16 protein-coding genes and 1 rRNA gene are annotated in these 15,711 nt (G+C 63.8%); 13 read left to right on the top strand and 4 right to left on the bottom strand.

What is annotated here, in order from left to right:
• Positions 1–176 precede the first annotated feature (176 nt).
• The 13 genes from rrf (at position 177) to speB (ending at position 12,749) form a co-directional block, all read left to right on the top strand.
• Positions 177–291 (top strand): 5S ribosomal RNA (rrf, locus tag NK214_RS01140).
• A 194-nt stretch (positions 292–485) separates the two neighbouring features.
• Positions 486–1,007 (top strand): GspH/FimT family pseudopilin, encoded by a 522-nt coding sequence (locus NK214_RS01135; protein WP_256477325.1) that lies wholly within the window; start codon positions 486–488, stop codon positions 1,005–1,007.
• Position 1,008: 1 nt separating this feature from the next.
• The gene (gene pilV / locus NK214_RS01130) at positions 1,009–1,578 is read left to right on the top strand and encodes a type IV pilus modification protein PilV (protein WP_371926178.1); all 570 of its coding nucleotides are present in this window, start codon (positions 1,009–1,011) and stop codon (positions 1,576–1,578) included.
• Positions 1,575–2,336 carry a PilW family protein gene (locus NK214_RS01125; protein WP_253313573.1) on the top strand — a complete coding sequence of 254 codons (762 nt, stop codon included), beginning with the start codon at positions 1,575–1,577 and terminating at the stop codon, positions 2,334–2,336. The genes pilV and NK214_RS01125 overlap by 4 nt, the downstream gene beginning before the upstream one ends.
• Positions 2,333–2,740: a PilX N-terminal domain-containing pilus assembly protein gene (locus tag NK214_RS01120; protein WP_253313572.1), complete on the top strand. Its 408-nt coding sequence runs from the start codon at positions 2,333–2,335 to the stop codon at positions 2,738–2,740. Before NK214_RS01125 ends, NK214_RS01120 begins: the two co-directional genes overlap by 4 nt.
• 11 nt (positions 2,741–2,751) lie before the next feature.
• On the top strand, positions 2,752–7,125 hold the full coding sequence (locus NK214_RS01115) for a pilus assembly protein (RefSeq protein WP_253313571.1): 4,374 nt from the start codon (positions 2,752–2,754) through the stop codon (positions 7,123–7,125).
• A gap of 9 nt (positions 7,126–7,134) precedes the next feature.
• Positions 7,135–7,584: a type IV pilin protein gene (locus NK214_RS01105; RefSeq protein WP_305883536.1), complete on the top strand. Its 450-nt coding sequence runs from the start codon at positions 7,135–7,137 to the stop codon at positions 7,582–7,584.
• Positions 7,585–7,721: 137 nt separating this feature from the next.
• Entirely contained in the window at positions 7,722–8,222 is a 501-nt protein-coding gene (rfaE2, locus tag NK214_RS01100; RefSeq protein WP_235085091.1) for a D-glycero-beta-D-manno-heptose 1-phosphate adenylyltransferase, read from the top strand.
• A complete protein-coding gene (locus NK214_RS01095) occupies positions 8,219–9,184 on the top strand; it encodes a biotin--[acetyl-CoA-carboxylase] ligase (RefSeq protein WP_227106353.1) in 966 nt (321 codons plus the stop codon). Before rfaE2 ends, NK214_RS01095 begins: the two co-directional genes overlap by 4 nt.
• Complete coding sequence (locus NK214_RS01090; protein WP_253313570.1) at positions 9,181–9,897, top strand: type III pantothenate kinase; 717 nt, start codon at positions 9,181–9,183, stop codon at positions 9,895–9,897. The genes NK214_RS01095 and NK214_RS01090 overlap by 4 nt, the downstream gene beginning before the upstream one ends.
• The gene (locus tag NK214_RS01085) at positions 9,894–10,709 is read left to right on the top strand and encodes an SPOR domain-containing protein (RefSeq protein ID WP_253313569.1); all 816 of its coding nucleotides are present in this window, start codon (positions 9,894–9,896) and stop codon (positions 10,707–10,709) included. Before NK214_RS01090 ends, NK214_RS01085 begins: the two co-directional genes overlap by 4 nt.
• A 144-nt stretch (positions 10,710–10,853) precedes the next feature.
• Positions 10,854–11,633, top strand: a complete 780-nt coding sequence (locus NK214_RS01080) for a YoaK family protein (RefSeq protein ID WP_107801143.1) — start codon at positions 10,854–10,856, stop codon at positions 11,631–11,633.
• 150 nt (positions 11,634–11,783) lie between these two features.
• Complete coding sequence (gene speB / locus NK214_RS01075) at positions 11,784–12,749, top strand: agmatinase (RefSeq protein ID WP_107801142.1); 966 nt, start codon at positions 11,784–11,786, stop codon at positions 12,747–12,749.
• Between the two features lie 31 nt (positions 12,750–12,780).
• On the opposite strand, the gene NK214_RS01070 is transcribed toward speB, so the two are convergent.
• The 4 genes from NK214_RS01070 to cobT all read right to left on the bottom strand — a co-directional run bounded on the left by NK214_RS01070 (position 12,781) and on the right by cobT (position 15,693).
• The gene (locus NK214_RS01070) at positions 12,781–13,245 is read right to left on the bottom strand and encodes a GNAT family N-acetyltransferase (protein ID WP_253313568.1); all 465 of its coding nucleotides are present in this window, start codon (positions 13,243–13,245) and stop codon (positions 12,781–12,783) included.
• Between the two features lie 89 nt (positions 13,246–13,334).
• On the bottom strand, positions 13,335–14,063 hold the full coding sequence (gene cobS, locus NK214_RS01065; RefSeq protein ID WP_253313567.1) for an adenosylcobinamide-GDP ribazoletransferase: 729 nt from the start codon (positions 14,061–14,063) through the stop codon (positions 13,335–13,337).
• On the bottom strand, positions 14,051–14,653 hold the full coding sequence (locus NK214_RS01060) for a histidine phosphatase family protein (protein ID WP_107801139.1): 603 nt from the start codon (positions 14,651–14,653) through the stop codon (positions 14,051–14,053). The genes cobS and NK214_RS01060 overlap by 13 nt, the downstream gene beginning before the upstream one ends.
• A complete protein-coding gene (cobT, locus tag NK214_RS01055; protein ID WP_227106363.1) occupies positions 14,650–15,693 on the bottom strand; it encodes a nicotinate-nucleotide--dimethylbenzimidazole phosphoribosyltransferase in 1,044 nt (347 codons plus the stop codon). The genes NK214_RS01060 and cobT overlap by 4 nt, the downstream gene beginning before the upstream one ends.
• Between the last annotated feature and the right edge of the window lie 18 nt (positions 15,694–15,711).

Below are 15,711 nucleotides of genomic sequence, written 5' to 3'. Positions count from 1 at the left end.
AGCGCTGTGAGGCGTTAAGCTAACCGATACTAATTGCTCGTGAGGCTTGATCCTATCATTTGAGTGGCTTGGGAAACTGAGCGACGAGATAGTGGTTGTGCGACACAATTGAATACCGAATATATGCGGGGTGGTGTAGACCATCCCAGGCTTCTTCAAGTTTGTACCAGTTTATGTCTGGTGGCCATAGCGAGGTGGTCCCACGCCTTCCCATCCCGAACAGGACCGTGAAACGCCTTAGCGCCGATGATAGTGTGGCATTCGCCATGTGAAAGTAGGACACCGCCAGACGCCCCATTGCAAAGCCCAGCTCAATCGAGCTGGGCTTTATGCATTGCATCGTCGTCTGGCGGACGATCCCTTTCCCGTTTCTGCTCCTTGTCTTTCCCTTCTGTCTTGATTTAGTTGCCGCTTGTCCAGCCAGGCTTGCCTGCGTTCGCTTCTCTATACAATCCTGAAAAAACAGCTTAAGCAATGGGAATGGAATGGGCCGGCGAACGACGTTGGGTGGTTTCACCATGGTTGAGCTATTGGTGACCATTGCGGTGGTGGGGATTGGCCTGGCATTGGCGGTGCCGGCGTTCAACCAATTCATCGACACCAATCGTTACCAGGCGTTGTCGCGCGCCTTGGTGGCGGACATGACCAATGCCCGCGCCGAAGCGATTCGCCGTGGCGTGCCGGTGGGCGTGTGCGCGTCGACCGATGGCAGCAGTTGTTCCAATACGGCCAGCAATTGGTCGGTGGGTTGGTTGGTTTTCGCCGATCTCGATGGTAGCGGCGCGCCTTCCAGTAGCGAAATCCTGTCGGTGCATAACCCTGGCGGCGCCGCTGTCGCTTCGAGCACGGTGGCCGGTTTTCGTTTTGCGCCCAGCGGGGAGGCGAGGGGGGCGACGGCCAGCGGCACGCGCCTGACCACCACGCTGCAGATACTGTTTCAAAGCCAGACCACAACGGCCAGCAGTACGGTGCAGGTGGCGCCGTACGGCTTGATCAGCGGGAATTGATATGCGCGCACGGATAAGAGCGGAGGCTGGGTTCTCCTTGCTGGAGGTGCTGATCTCAGTGCTGGTGGTGGCCCTAGGCATGTTGGCCATGGCCGGCATGCAGCTGAAATCCATCCGCGATTCACATGACGCTTATATGCGCAGCCTGGCTTCGGAATTGGCGGTGGAGGCGGCCGAGCGGGTGAGGGCGGCGACCGGCGATCAGGTTTACGCCCTGAATACCGCCAGCAATCAGATGGATTTGAATGGCGCGCTGGGGTGCTACGCCTCCGGGGTGGCGACGTCGGATTGTACCGCCAACAGTTCCGCCACGCAGACCATGGCGACGACAGACACTTCTTACTTTTCATCCTCTGCCAATAGTTTGCTGGGCTCGGGCTCGGTGCAGGTTCTGCTAAAAAAAACGGACGGCAGTTCCGCTGCTACCTTGAGCGCGTGTAGCTACAGCCTGGCAGGGGCTTCCGGCACGGGTACGGCTTGTCAGGTTTCGGTCAGCGTCAGCTGGCAGGAAAAAGCGGCGAGCGGCACCACTCCCATGCAAACCCAGACCTTCGAGTACCGATTCCGATGAAAACCTTGGCGATGCGCAGCCGCCGTGAAGGCGGCATGACCTTGATCGAGCTGATGGTGGCGTTGACACTGGGCTTGATGGTGGTGCTGCTGGTCGGCCAGGTGTTCTATTCCAACAAGACCGTGTTTCGCAGCCAGGCAGCGCAGGCCGAGGTGCAGGAGAAAGGCCGTTTCGCCCTCCGCTGGATATCGGAGCAAGTGCGTCAGGCCGGCTATGTGGACACCACCAAGCTGGCCAATGGCCTGGCCGTCAATTTCCCCGCCAGCGGCACCACATTCACGAGCGCGGGAACGGTGTTGCTGGAGGCGAGCGGCACTTTGAACTACCGCTTTTACGGAAATAACGATAATCAGATCATAGATTGCCAGGGCAGTCCGGTGGCCAGCGCGTCGACGGCTTATAATTTCGCAATTGCCCGTACCGCCAGCGATGTGATGACCTGCACCACGGCGGGCAGCACCAGCACGGTGTTGAGCGGAGTGAAGCAATTGGTGCTGACGTATGGGGTGGATAGCAGCACGACGCCGGATAATATTCCAGAGAGTTATGCGGCGGCGGCAGCGGTTGCAGACTGGACCAAAGTGCATGTGGTGAGGGTCTGCATCCTGGTGGAGTCGGACACCCAGTACACCGCGCCCAGCGGCTACTCCGTGATCGATTGCAATGGCAGCCCCTACCCGGCGGCCGGGGTGTCCAATAACGGCAAGCTGGCGCGTACCTTCCGGACCTCCATCTTCTTGCGGAACAATCTGTCATGACGGCCAAGGCGAAACAGCAGGGGTTTTCATTACTGGTGGCCCTGATCTTCCTGACCGTGCTGGCGATGCTCGGTTTCGGGGCGGTGCGTTCGGCGCTGATGGAAGAAAAACTGGGCGGCAACAATCGCGAGCGGGCCATCGCCTTCATGGCGGCGGAAGTGGCGATGCGTCAGGCCGAGACTTATATCGCCACGGCCGACAATCTGCCGGCAAGCGGCACCACGGCGAGTGGCACTGTCGCCGTGTCCAATTCGGCCGCGTCCGCCACCTATACCATCAGCTATGTCAGCACCAGCGGGGGACGAGATTATTACCTGTTGCGGGCGACGGGCTACGGCGGCCGCAAGACCCTGTTGAACACAACTCAGACGCAATTGGAGTCCGTCGTCTGGGTGGAGCAGTAAGGAGACGGAAGATGGCGCGCATCTTGATGCAAGGTTGCTTGAGTCTGATCTTGGCCCTGACCCAGGGAAGCCTGGCCTGGGCGTTGACCATTCCGACCCAGCCCTTATTGCAAAACACTTTGCAAGTGAACCCGATCAATCTGCTGGTGATGGGCAAGAGCCATAATCTGTTTGTCGCAGCTTACAACGACTATACGGATCTGGACGGTGTCGGGATGCCGGATATCGGCTACAAGCCCAAGTCCATCGACTATTACGGCTATTTCGACTCCTTCAAGTGTTACACCTATAGCTCGTCCAGCAGCGCTTTCATTCCCTATGCGACGACCAGCGACAAAACCTGCGACGGCTCGCACTGGAGCGGGGACTTCCTCAACTACGTCACCATGTCGCGCATCGACGTGCTGCGCAAATCGCTGTATGGCGGCAAGCGGGCCAGCGCTTCGCCCGCGACCCTGATCCGCTCCAACATCCCGCTGGACGCCCATGTCTGGGGCAAGTCTTTCGGCAGCGTCATTTCCACCAGCCCCACGGTGTCCTTGGCCTCCTACGTCGATACCACGCTGGGCGTGTCCAAGTATGAAAACGGCGCCGGCACCTCTACCAGCACCATTGCCAGCATGCTGTCGGCGGGCCGCAACATCGTCATGGTGAACATGGATAGCGGCACCTATCCCGGTACGCCGGTGCTGCGGATCGCGGCGATGGATCCCACCAAGAACGTGATGACGGACTGGGTCAGCACCGAGAGCAACGGCAAGCTGTCTCAGAACTTCACCGCCTTGACCATGCAAGTGCGGGTGTGCGTGGCGGGCTTGCTGGAGAGCAACTGCAATCAGTACGGCAGCAATTACCTGCCCACCGGTCTGCTGCACAAATACGGCATTAGCAGCAATATGGAATTTGGCTTGCTGACCGGCTCTTACGATTCGCCGCAGTTGGGCGGGGTGCTGCGCGACGCTATCGGCAAGTTCGGCGACGAATTGAACAGCGACGGTACTTTTAAGGCTGGGGGCACGGCCGATACGATCGACCGCCTCAGGATCAATAAGCCCAGCTCCAGCTACGACACCTCCACCAGCGGCAGCGGCAACTGGGGCAACCCGGTGGCCACCATGTATTACGAGGGCTTGCGTTATCTGGCGGGCAAGAGCGGGCCCAAATTCATCACCGGCACCACCTCGATCGATACCAGTACTTTGGGCCTGCCCAAGATTACCAGCTGGACCAACCCCTATAACGGCAGGGCCTGGTGCACCAAGCCCTTTGTCACCGTGATCAGCGAGGCTTTGACCTCTTACGACAGTCAGATGCCGGGCTCGCCCTGGGGCTTCTCCTACAGCAACGATTTGAGCGGAATGAACGTCAGCCAGCTGGGCAACACCTTGTGGGGCTACCAGTTTGGCAGCGGTAGTAAGAACGTGATGATAGGCGAGGTGTCCGGCGGCACCGCCGACGGTTTGCCGACCAGCAAGCCCGCTTCCAATTTCGATGTCCGCGGCTTGTCGCCGGAGGAGCCGACGCGGCAGGGCAGCTTTTACGCGGCGATGGCCGCTTATTATGCGCGCACCAACATCCTGGTGACGCCGACCAGCCCGCCCAGCGGCGCCACCTTGGCGCCGGTGCGCACTTTCGCGGTGGGGCTGTCTTCGCCCCTGCCCAAGATCACCGTGCCCTTGACCGGCGGCTCGGTGACGCTGGTGCCTTTCGGCAAGGTGGTGATTGGCGCAAGCAATACCTTGACCATTACCAACTTCTTCCTGACCAGCGCGGCCAGCGACGGCAGTTCCTATTCCTTTCAGGTGAACTTCGACGATAGCGAGTTCGGCAGCGACTACGACCTGGATGCTATCGCGACTTATCAGATCAGCAAGGTGGGCAGCAATCAGGTGCAGGTGACGGTCAACTCCACCTATGCGGCCAGCGGCTACGCAAACCATCTGGGTTTCATCATCTCCGGCGTGCAACCCTTGGCCGGGGCCTCCACCGAGAACAAGGCCGGCGCCTACCTGGTGGTGCGCGAGAACGAGTCAAGCAGCGCTACTCAGTGCATAGGCACCAGCAGCGGGCAGTCAGGCTATAACCCGCTGAACTACGGCCTCAGCAGCGGCTCATGCCGTGTGCTGCCCTTGACCTTTACCGCCACCTTCACGCTGGATCCGACCAAGGGCTCGACTACGCTGTTCGAGAGCCCGTTGTGGTATATGGCCAAGTACGGCGGTTTCACCGACAACAAGACCAATCCCAGCAGCCCCAACTCCTTTGACCCGAACAATGTCTGGCAATGGGACGCGGACGGCGACGGCAACCCGGACAATTACTCGCTGGTCAGCAACCCGTCCAAACTGAACGCCCAGCTGGATCAGGCTTTCCAGAACATCAGCAATCAGAACGGCTCGGGTTCGGCCGGGGTGGGCAGCAAGTCCACGATCAGCGGCGACACCTATTACTACGAAGCCTCGGTCAACAGCGCGGACTGGTCCGGGGATTTGAGCGCCCGCAAGATTCTGGTCAGCGGCACCAGCCTATCCCTGAGCAACCCCTTGTGGAACGCCAAGCTGAAGGTGAGCAGCGACACCGGCCGTCAAATCATCACTTCCAGCGGCGGCATCGGCGGCGGGCAAGCCTTCCAGTGGTCCAGCCTGAACACCGTGCAGCAGCAGGCTCTGCGGGCGTCCTCGTCCGAGCTCAGCTCGGTGACGCAAAGCCGGCTGACTTATCTGCGCGGCAGCCCGGCGAACGAGGGCTACGGCAGCACCCAGTTCCGGCCGCGGCCAGCCACCAAGCTGGGAGACATCGTCAACTCCTCGCCGGCTTACATCCCGGCGCCGGCGAACGGCTCCAGCGATCCGAACTACAGCAGCACCAGCTACCAGTCCTTTGTGACGAGCAAGGGCAGCCGTTCCTCCATGGTGTATGTGGGCGCCAACGACGGTATGCTGCATGGCTTTCAGGCTACCACCGGCGCAGAACTGCTGGCCTACATCCCCTCGCCGGTGTTCGGCAACCTGAACCTGCTGGCCAGCAACTCCTATACCCATAACTTCTATGTCGACTCGACCCCGGTCGCCGTCGACGCCCAGATCGGCAGCACCTGGGGCAGCTATCTGGCCGGCGGCCTGGGCGCGGGCGGCAAGGGCTTGTATCTGCTGGATATCACCAATCCGGACGCCTTCAGCGAAAGCAGCGCCGCCTCCATCGCCAAATGGGAGTTCAACGCCACCAACGATCTGGACATGGGCTATGTGTTCGGCGCGCCGCAGATCATCAAACTCAATGACAACAAGTGGTATGTGGTCAGCCACAATGGCTACAACAGCACCAACGGCGACGCCGCCCTGCTGATTCTGTCGCTGGATTCCAGCGTCAGCTGGGTCCTGAACAGCAATTACTACAAGCTGTCCACCTTGTCCGGCACCGCGGTGTCGCCTAACGGCCTCTCCACCATCGAGCCGGTGGATCTGGACGGCAACGGCACGATAGACGTGGTCTACGCCGGGGATCTGAAGGGCAATATGTGGAAGTTCGACCTCAGCTCCGGCACGCCGTCCAACTGGAAGGTGGCCTTGAACCGCGTGCCCTTGTTCAGCGCCAAAGACAGCAGCGGCGTGGCCCAGCCCATCGTGCTGGCGCCGGTGACCGCGCCCATGCCGGTCAGCAACGGCGTCACCTCGGTGAGCAACACCAACCGGATTGTGATGTTCGGCACCGGCAAATACATAGAAAGCTGCGACAAGACCAGTAGCTGCACGCCGGAATCCAACAGCCACAGTGTGTATGGCATTTGGGACTGGGGCGCGCCGGTTTGCGATCGCCGCCTGTTGTTGCAACAAACCCTATCCACCAATGTAATCAGCGGCACCACTTACCGGCAGGCCACCAATACCTCGATCAGCTGGAAAGACTACACGCTGGCCAGCGCGACGGCGAACCAGAGCTGCTCGACGCAGTATGGCTCGATCAGCTCCACCGCCGGCAAGTTGGGCTGGTACGAGGATTTGAACATCAGCGGCGAGCGGGTGGTGGGGATGCTGAACTATTATTCGAAGACGCTGGAATATCAGACCTATATCCCTTCTTCGGATACCAGCGATATTTGCACGCCCAAGGACGCCGCCTATATTCTGCGGGTGCAGTACGATAACGGCGGCGCCGGGATCAAGCCCAAGCTGGCGGACACCGTGGCGCAGACGACGGACTCCTCCGGCAACTACAAGCCCATCATCGGCAAGCAGATGGGCGGCTCGTTGGGCACCACCGATTTTGTCCTGAGCGGCAAGGTCTACTCGCTGTCCAGCAGCACCACGGGCAGCACCTCGATCACGGGCTGGAACTTGGGGCGCAGCTGGAAGCGCGTCACCTGGCGCGAACTGACCAATAACTGAGGATGGGGAATGGGATATCGCAGCAAAGCGGCGCGGCGGACACATCGCGGCTTCACCTTGATAGAGCTGATTGTCGTAGTGGCCATTATCGGCATTTTGGTCAGCATCGCCTTGCCGTCGTACACCAACTACGTGCAACGCACCTATCGGGCCGAAGTGCAGACCGAGCTGCAAGCCATCGCCCAGGCGCAGGAAAAATACTTCACGCTGAATAATGTTTATGCGTCCTCGCTGACCGCGCTGAGCTACGCCTCCTCCAGCATCAGCAGCCAGGACAACCGCTACACCATCACCATGGGCGATCTGAGCGCCTCCGCCACATTGGCCAACGGCCAGGGCTATACCTTGCAGGCAGCCCCGGCCGGCGGGCAGGTGGGAGAGAGCTGCGGCACGCTGAGCCTTAATAGCCTGGGCAGCAAGAGCGCTGCCAGCGGCACCGTCAGCAATTGCTGGCGCTGAGGGCGAAACGAGACAGCCGCGGACCGGAGTCCGCGGCTTGGCTAGCGGCAGCGGTGGGGGGCTGTGGTATCCTTCGCAACTTGATGTCCATGGGGGCGTGGCCGCCCATGGACGATTGCCGAGTTTGAAGGAAGCCGATGTCCTACCCGACACCTTTGTTCGAAAATAAAATCTGCACTCAGGAACAGCTGGCGGACAAGCTGGCGGCCTTGCCGCGCCCCATCGTCTTCACCAATGGCTGCTTCGATATCCTGCACCGCGGGCATGTGACCTATCTCGCGCAGGCGCGCGCCTTGGGCGCCAGCCTGGTGCTGGGTTTGAACACCGACGCCTCGGTGCGCCGTCTGGGCAAGGGCGACGACCGGCCCATCAATCATCAGGACAACCGCGCGGCGGTATTGGCCGCCTTGGAAAGCGTCAGCCTGGTGATCTGTTTCGACGAAGACACCCCGGCGCAGCTGATAGAGCAGGTGCGTCCCGATGTGCTGGTCAAGGGCGGCGACTGGACGCCGGACAAGATCGTCGGCAGCGCCGAGACGCTGGCGCGCGGCGGCCAGGTGCACTCCATTCCCTTCCTGTTCGACACCTCCACCACCTCCACCTTGAATAAGATTCGGGCCAGCGAGGCCGGCCGGTGAGTGAACACGCTTTCGCGGTGCTGCGCCGTCTCGCCGACGGCCGTTTCCATTCCGGCGAAGACATCGCCGGCGAACTGGGCTGTTCCCGCACCCTGGTCTGGCAGGCGGTGCACGCCATCCAGCAAGACCTGGGCGTCACCGTATTCAGCGTGCGCGGGCAGGGCTATCGCTTGGAAGCGCCGTTTGAATGGCTGGACGTGTCGGCCATCCGCGACGGCCTGAGCGAGGCGGCGGCGGATACCTTCACGCTGGCGGTGGCGGAGCGCACCGACTCCACCAATTCCCAGCTGCTGGCGCGAGCCGCCAGCGGCGGCCTGCACGGCCTGGTATTGGCGACGGAGCTGCAAACCGCCGGCCGCGGGCGCTTGGGGCGGCGCTGGCAGGCGCGGCTGGGCTCGGGTCTGACGTTCTCCCTGCTGTGGCGCTTCGACCGCGGCCTGTCCCAATTGGCCGGCCTGTCCCTGGCGGTAGGGGTGGCCTTGGCGCGGACGCTGCGGCGGCTGGGCGCGCCGGTGGCCTTGAAGTGGCCGAACGATGTGTTGTTGAACGAGCGCAAGTTGGCCGGCATCCTGATAGAACTGTCCGGCGACGCGCTGGGCCCGACCGCGGTGGTGATCGGCATCGGCATGAATGTGGGCGAACCGGGCGAAGTGGATCAGCCGGTGGCCTGTTTGGCCGAGGCGGGCGTCAAGCTGGCGCGCAGCGCGTTGCTGGCGGAGCTGCTGAACGAACTGCACCGGGTGCTGAGCGATTTCGACCGTCATGGCTTCGTGCCCTTGCGGCAGGAGTGGATGAGCTTGTCCGCGCATCAGGACGCGCCGGTCTGCCTGAGTTTTTCCCATGGCGAGCCGGTGCAGGGCGTGGCGCGCGGCGTGGCCGAGAGCGGCGCCCTGCTGGTGGACACCGCCGACGGCGTGAAGACGTATCACGCCGGCGAGGTCAGTTTGAGGAAACTGGCATGAAGTTGTTGATCGACGCCGGTAATAGCCGGGTCAAATGGGCGGTGCATGATGGCCGTGACTGGCTGGTGCAGGGCGCGGTGGAGCACGGCGACATCGCCAGCCTGGCTGAAGTCTGGCGACAATGGCCGATCACGGCCGCCTGGGGCGCGTCGGTGGCGCGGGTGGAGGCGGCGCAAGCCTTGGAGGCGGCAACGCCCTGTCCCTTGCGATGGGTGCGGGCGGAAGCCGGTTTCGGCGATGTGCGCAACGCCTACCGCAACCCGGCCGAGCAGGGGGCCGACCGCTGGCTGGCGGTGCTGGCCGCGCGGCAACTGCACCGGGACGATGTGATCGTGGCCTGCGCCGGCACCGCGCTGACCGTGGAGGCCTTGACGGCCGAGGGTGATTATCTGGGCGGGCTGATCGTGCCCGGGCTGAAGCTGATGTTGAGCAGCCTGGCGCGCAACACCGCCAATCTGGACCGTTCCGCCGGCGTGGTGACGCCGTTCCCGCAAGGCACGGAAGACGCTTTGGCCAGCGGCGCGGTGTACGCGCTGACCGGCGCGGTGGAAACGCAACGTCGGCAATTGCAGGCGCATACCGGACGCGCTCCGGTGCGGGTGCTGTTGACCGGCGGCGACGCGGCGCGCTTGGCGCCTTGGCTCGCCGGGCCGGTCGAGATAGTGGATAATCTGGTGTTATTGGGCTTATTAAGAGTGGCCGACGAAAAATGAAGTGGTTTCTAGCCTTGGTCGTGGTGCTGAATTTGCTGGTGGCGATGTATGGCTCGTTCAAACAGCGTCCGCCGGCGGACGTGCGGGCGCAGGAAGTGAGCCCGGAACTGGTCAAGCTGCTGCCGACCAATTGGAAGCCGAACGCCTCCGCGCCGGCCGCGTCCGCCCCGGCGGCGGAGCCGCTGCGCGAATCTTCCGCGCCCAAAGCGGACAAGCCGGCCGCGGCCAAGCCTAAGGCCCAGGAAGCGTCCGCGCCGAAAACAGCGGCCGCCAAGGCGGAGGTCGCCAAAACGGAGACCGCCAAGCCGGAGCCCAAGGCCGAAACGGCCAAGCCGGCGGAAGCCGCCGCGGCCTGCCTGCAATGGGGACCGCTGGACGACAAGCTGCTGGCCAGGGTCAAGGGCGGCGTGCCGCAGCTCAAGCTCAAGGCCGGCCAGCTGAGCGAGGCCAGCAAGGAAGAAACCGCCGGAGGCGGGCGCTTCTGGGTCTATTATCCGCCGCTGGCCACCCAGGCGGAGACGTCGACGCTGTCGTCGGAACTGAAGGGCAAGGGCTTTGACAACTACATCGTCAAGAACGACGACTTCAAAGGCCATCTGTCGCTGGGCCTGTTCGGCAAGGAAGACGCGGCCAAGGGTCTGGCCGCGCGGCTGAAAGCGGCCGGCTACGACAAGGCGCTGGTGCAGCAGAAGGGGCAGAAGGCGAGCAAGACCACGCTCAGCTTCAAGACGCTGGACGCGCAGCAGGCCGACAAGCTTAAGGGGCTGCAAAAGCGGCTGACGCCGGGGATCGGCCTGAAATCCTGCGGATGAGACGGATAGTCTTGATCTGACTGCTTGCCAGCGCCGGCGCGGCGATGCACTATCAAGCATCGCCCCAAGCGGGCGCAGGCGCAGGTCTTCATTTCTCCGATGACGGCGGCCTCTGGCCGCCGTTGTTCATTCTGTCAGCAGGATATGTCCAGACGAAGCAACATCACCCGGCTGTTGGACCGGGGCCGTTTCAATGACCGCACCTTGCGGCATTTGGGATGGTCCATGGCCTTCATCGCCGGCGCGCTCAACGCCGGCGGCTTTCTCGCCGTGCACCGCTACACCTCGCACATGTCCGGCATCGTGTCCGGCATGGCCGACGAGTTCGCGCTGGGCGAGGTGACGCTGGGTCTGTCCTTGCTGGTGATGCTGCTGTGCTTCATCGCCGGCGCCATGCACAGTTCCTGGTTGATCCTGTGGGCGCGCCGGCAGCGTCTGCGCGGCGGTTACGGCGTGTCCATGATGGAAGAGGCCGGCCTGCTGCTGCTGTTTGGCCTGCTGGGGGCCGCGCTGTCCTTGCACAAGGGCTTTTTCACTCCGCTGACCGTGATGCTGCTCTGTTTCATCATGGGCATGCACAACACCATCGTCACCAAGCTGTCCGGCGGCCTGTTGCGCAGCACCCACATGACCGGCATCGCCACCGATATCGGCATCGAGCTGGCCAAGCTCAGCTACTACGGCCGGGAAAGCATGCCCAAGGTCAAGGACGTGCGCGCCAACCGCGTCAAGCTGCGCACCTATCTGCTGATCCTGCTGTCGTTTTTCGGCGGCGGCGTGGTGGGGGCGCTGGGCTTCAAGCATATGGGATACAGCTTCACCCTGCCGCTGGCGCTGCTCTTGTTTCTGCTGGGGCTGCGCCCGGTCTGGTACGACGTGAGACTGCGTTTTCGGCTGTGGCGCATCCAGCTGGAAAGCCATTGATTCGATTGGCTCTTGTGCGTGCGCGCGCATCGCGGCAAACTTCGGGGTTCCGCCCCAAGGGGGGCGGCAGCCTCAAGCCGTCGGCTGTGCAAGATGGACGGTAATCGTCGGGACGCCTGAGCCCGGCGTACTCTCTCGCGGAGAGTATTCATGAGCGAAACCATTTATGGCGACGGCGCGATCCGCCGTCAGGGCCTGTACGGCTCTTCCATTGAAAACACCTATGCCGGCGTGCTGTCCTTCATGCGCCGCAACTATAGCCGAGATCTGACCGGCGCCGACGTGGTGGTGTCCGGCATTCCGCTGGACCTGTCCACCACCTTCCGCTCCGGCGCGCGGCTGGGTCCGCAGGCGATCCGCGCCGCCAGCGTGCAGCTGGCCGAGTTGAGCCCCTTCCCCTGGGGCTTCAACCCCTTCGACGATCTGGCCGTGATCGACTACGGCGATTGCTGGTTCGACGCGCATAATCCGCTGACCATCAAGCCCTCCATCATCGAGCACGCGCGCACCATCCTGGCCTCCGGCGCCAAGATGCTGACCTTCGGCGGCGACCATTTCATCACCTACCCGCTGCTGATCGCGCACGCGGAGAAATACGGCAAGCCGCTGGCGCTGCTGCATTTCGACGCGCACTGCGACACCTGGCCGGACGACGAACCGGACAGCCTGAACCACGGCACCATGTTCTACAAGGCGGTGAAGGATGGCCTGATCGATCCGAAGAAGTCGGTGCAAGTGGGCATCCGCACCTGGAACGACGACTTCATGGGCATGAATGTGCTGAACGCGCCCTGGGTGCACGACAACGGCGTGGACGCCACCATCGCGCGCATCAAGGAAGTGATCGGCGACAGCCCGGTCTACCTGACCTTCGACATCGACTGTCTGGACCCGGCCTTCGCGCCGGGCACCGGCACCCCGGTGCCGGGCGGCCTCAGCAGCGCTCAGGCTTTGAAGATCGTCCGCAATCTGGGCGATCTGAACATCGTCGGCATGGACGTGGTGGAAGTAGCGCCCGCGTACGACAATAGCGAGGTGACCGCCCTCGCCGCCGCGCATCTGGCCTGTGACATGCTGTGCCTGATGCGCAATAAGAAGCTGGCCGGCACGCTTTAAATCGTTGACGCATGCAAGAACGCCGCTCTCATCAAGCGGCGTTTTTATTTGCGCGGAACCAGGACCAGGCGCGCGCCGGCTGTGCTGCCGGCTCGCGCCGCAGCTCCATATAGCGTTCGCTGTCGCGCAGTTCGGCAAAGCCCAGCCGGCGGTAGAACGGGCGCGCGTCGCGGGACACCAGCAGAAAGCGCCGCAGCTGCTGCAGCTCGGGGTGGGCCAGCGCCGCCTCCATCAAGGCGCGGCCGACGCCGAGGCGACGGACCTCGGCCAGCACGAACACATCGGACAAATAGGCGAAGCTGGCGTAGTCGGTGACGATGCGGGCAAAGCCCAGTTGCCGTTGTCCGCGGTAGGCGCCGAACACCAGCGAGTGCGCTATGGCCTTGTCCAGCTGCTCCGGCGTCAGGCCTTGCGCCCAGTGGGTTTGAGACAGGAAGCGCTGAATCATGTCGCGGTCCAGCCGGCCGCGCTCGCAGCTGATCTCCAGATGGGCCATGGCGGCTCCGTGCGATGACGACGCCGCCAGTATCCGCGCTCGGCATCACCGCGGGATGACGAGGAGATGGCGGTATCGTTGCAGCGCTGCTAGAGCGCCGGCCAGCGGACCGCCAAAAGCAGCAAGAGGCCGATTTCGCACAGCTCAATGCCCGCGCCCAGGCAGTCCCCGGTCATGCCGCCCAGCTTGCGCAGCAGGAAGCGCCGCCAGGCCAGCGCCGCCAAAGGCGCCAGCAGCAATGCCGGGGCCAGCCAGGCCGACAGCGCCGCCAGCAGCGCCGCGTTGACCGCCAGGCTGGGGCCGTGCCGCCGCCAGGCGAAGCGTTCGCCGCTGCCGGGCGCGATCGCCGGCAGGCTGGCCGACCAGTACACCGCGAAACAGCGGCACCAGGCGGGGATCAGCAGCAGGCCCCAGGGCGGCGCCGGCTGTTTGGCCAGCAACATCAGCAAGACCAGCTTGGCGATGACGGCCAGGATCAGCGCCAGCGCGCCGAAGCTGCCGACGTGAGGATCTTTCAGCACCTCGAAGAAACGTTCGCGCGAACGGTGGGCGGCGCCCAGCGCGTCGGCGAGATCGCCCAAGCCGTCCAGATGCAGGCCGCCGGTGACCCAGGTCCACATCAAGAGCGCCAGCAGCGCCGCCAGCCAAGGATCGCTCAGGCGGCCCAGGGTCAGCGCCGCCAGCAATAGCGCGCCGATGATCAAGCCCACCGCGGCGAACCAGCGCGCGCTGTCGGCCAACCACTCGGGCTTGAACTCGCGCAGCTGCGGCGTGGGCAGGCGGGTCAGGAACTGCAGCGCCAGAATCAGTCCGCGCACGGCGCTTCCAGCCGCATCAAATAGGCCGGGTGCCCGTCCAGGATGGATAATTGGGCAAAGCCGCCGCGCTGCACCGTCATCAGCTTGGCCACCGCAAAATCGGCGCCCAGCAACTCCGCCAGCAAGGTGGTGATGACGCCGCCGTGGGTGACCAGCACGCGGTGGCTGCCGCTGGCCGTGGTCATCCACTCGGACAGGCCGGCCAGCACTCGGGTGCGGAAGCCATCGTAAGCTTCGCCGCCCGGCGGCGTCAGCTCCCCGGCCGCCAGTTTGGCGCGCCAGTCCGGATAGCGCTGCGCCAGCACCTGCACGTCCATGCCGTCCCAGTCGCCAAAGTCCATTTCCGCGAAGCGCGGGTCCACTTTCAGCGTCAGCGAGCCGTGCAGAGCGTGCTGGACCGCGAACTCGCGGCAACGCTGCAAGGGCGAGCTGGCCATCGCCGTCACCGGCGCCAGCGCGCAAATGCGCTGCCAGCTTTGCGCCATCTGAATGTGTCCGGTGGCGTTCAGCGGCAGATCGCAACTGCCGATCAAGCGGCCCTCATGATCGATTTCGCCGTGACGCAACAGGGTCAGGGTATAGGGGTTCATTCCGCTTTTCCGGTGATGCCCGCCTCGGCGAAGGTGGCCATCTCGTTGTGCAGGCGGATGGCCATTTGCAGCAAGGGCACGCACAAGGCGGCGCCGGATCCCTCGCCCAGATGCATGCCCAGGTCCAGCACCGGCTCCAGCTTCAGCGCGTGCAGCGCCAGCAGGTGCCCTGTTTCTTCCGAGCGGTGGCTGGCCAGCAGCCAATCTCCCACGCGCGGCTCCAGCGCCAGCGCGCAGAGCGCGGCGGCGCTGGAAATGAAGCCGTCCACCAGCGCCGGCGCGCCTTGCGCGGCGCTTTCCAGATAGAAGCCGGCCATGGCGGCGATTTCCAGGCCGCCCAGCTCGGCCAGGATGTCCAGCGCGGACAAATCGCGTCCGGCGACGCGGGCCAGCGCGGTGCGCACCACTTGGCGCTTGGTGTCCAGGCCGGCCTCGTCCAGGCCGGTGCCGCGGCCGACGATGCGCTCCGGCGGCAAGTCCGCCAGCCGGCAGATCAGCGCGGCGGATGCGGTGGTGTTGCCTATGCCCATGTCGCCGGCGATCAGCAAATTGGCGCCGCCGTCCAGCGCGCGGCGCGCGGCCAGGCGGCCCACTTCCAGCGCGGCCTCCGCCTGTGCCGGCGTCATTGCGGCCTCCCTGGCCAGATTGCCGGTGCCGGCCCGTACTTTGGCGTGGACGATGGGCAGCGCGGAGACGTCGCTGAGCACGCCGGCGTCCACCACCTCCAGCCTGGCATCCAGGCTTTGCGCCAACACGCAGATGGCCGCGCCGCCATTGGCGAAATTGCGCACCATTTCGCCGGTCACCACCGAGGGATAGGCGGATACGCCTTCCGCCGTCACGCCGTGATCGCCGGCGAACACCGTGATCGCCGGCCGCAGCGCGTCCGGGCAGACCTTGCCCTGCCAAGCGGCGAAGCGGCAGGCCAGCTCTTCCAGCCTGCCCAGGCTGCCCGCCGGCTTGGTGAGTGTGGCCTGGCGGGCGCGGGCGGCCTGGTAGGCGGCGAAATCGGGTGAGCGAAAGGTATCGATGAATGTCATGAGATGGCCAACTCCAGC

Source organism: Chromobacterium sp. S0633 (assembly GCF_024158805.1).
In the GTDB taxonomy this organism is placed as follows: domain Bacteria; phylum Pseudomonadota; class Gammaproteobacteria; order Burkholderiales; family Chromobacteriaceae; genus Chromobacterium.
The sequence above is the reverse complement of the archived record's forward strand: the minus strand, read 5'-3'. Positions and strand labels throughout refer to the sequence as shown.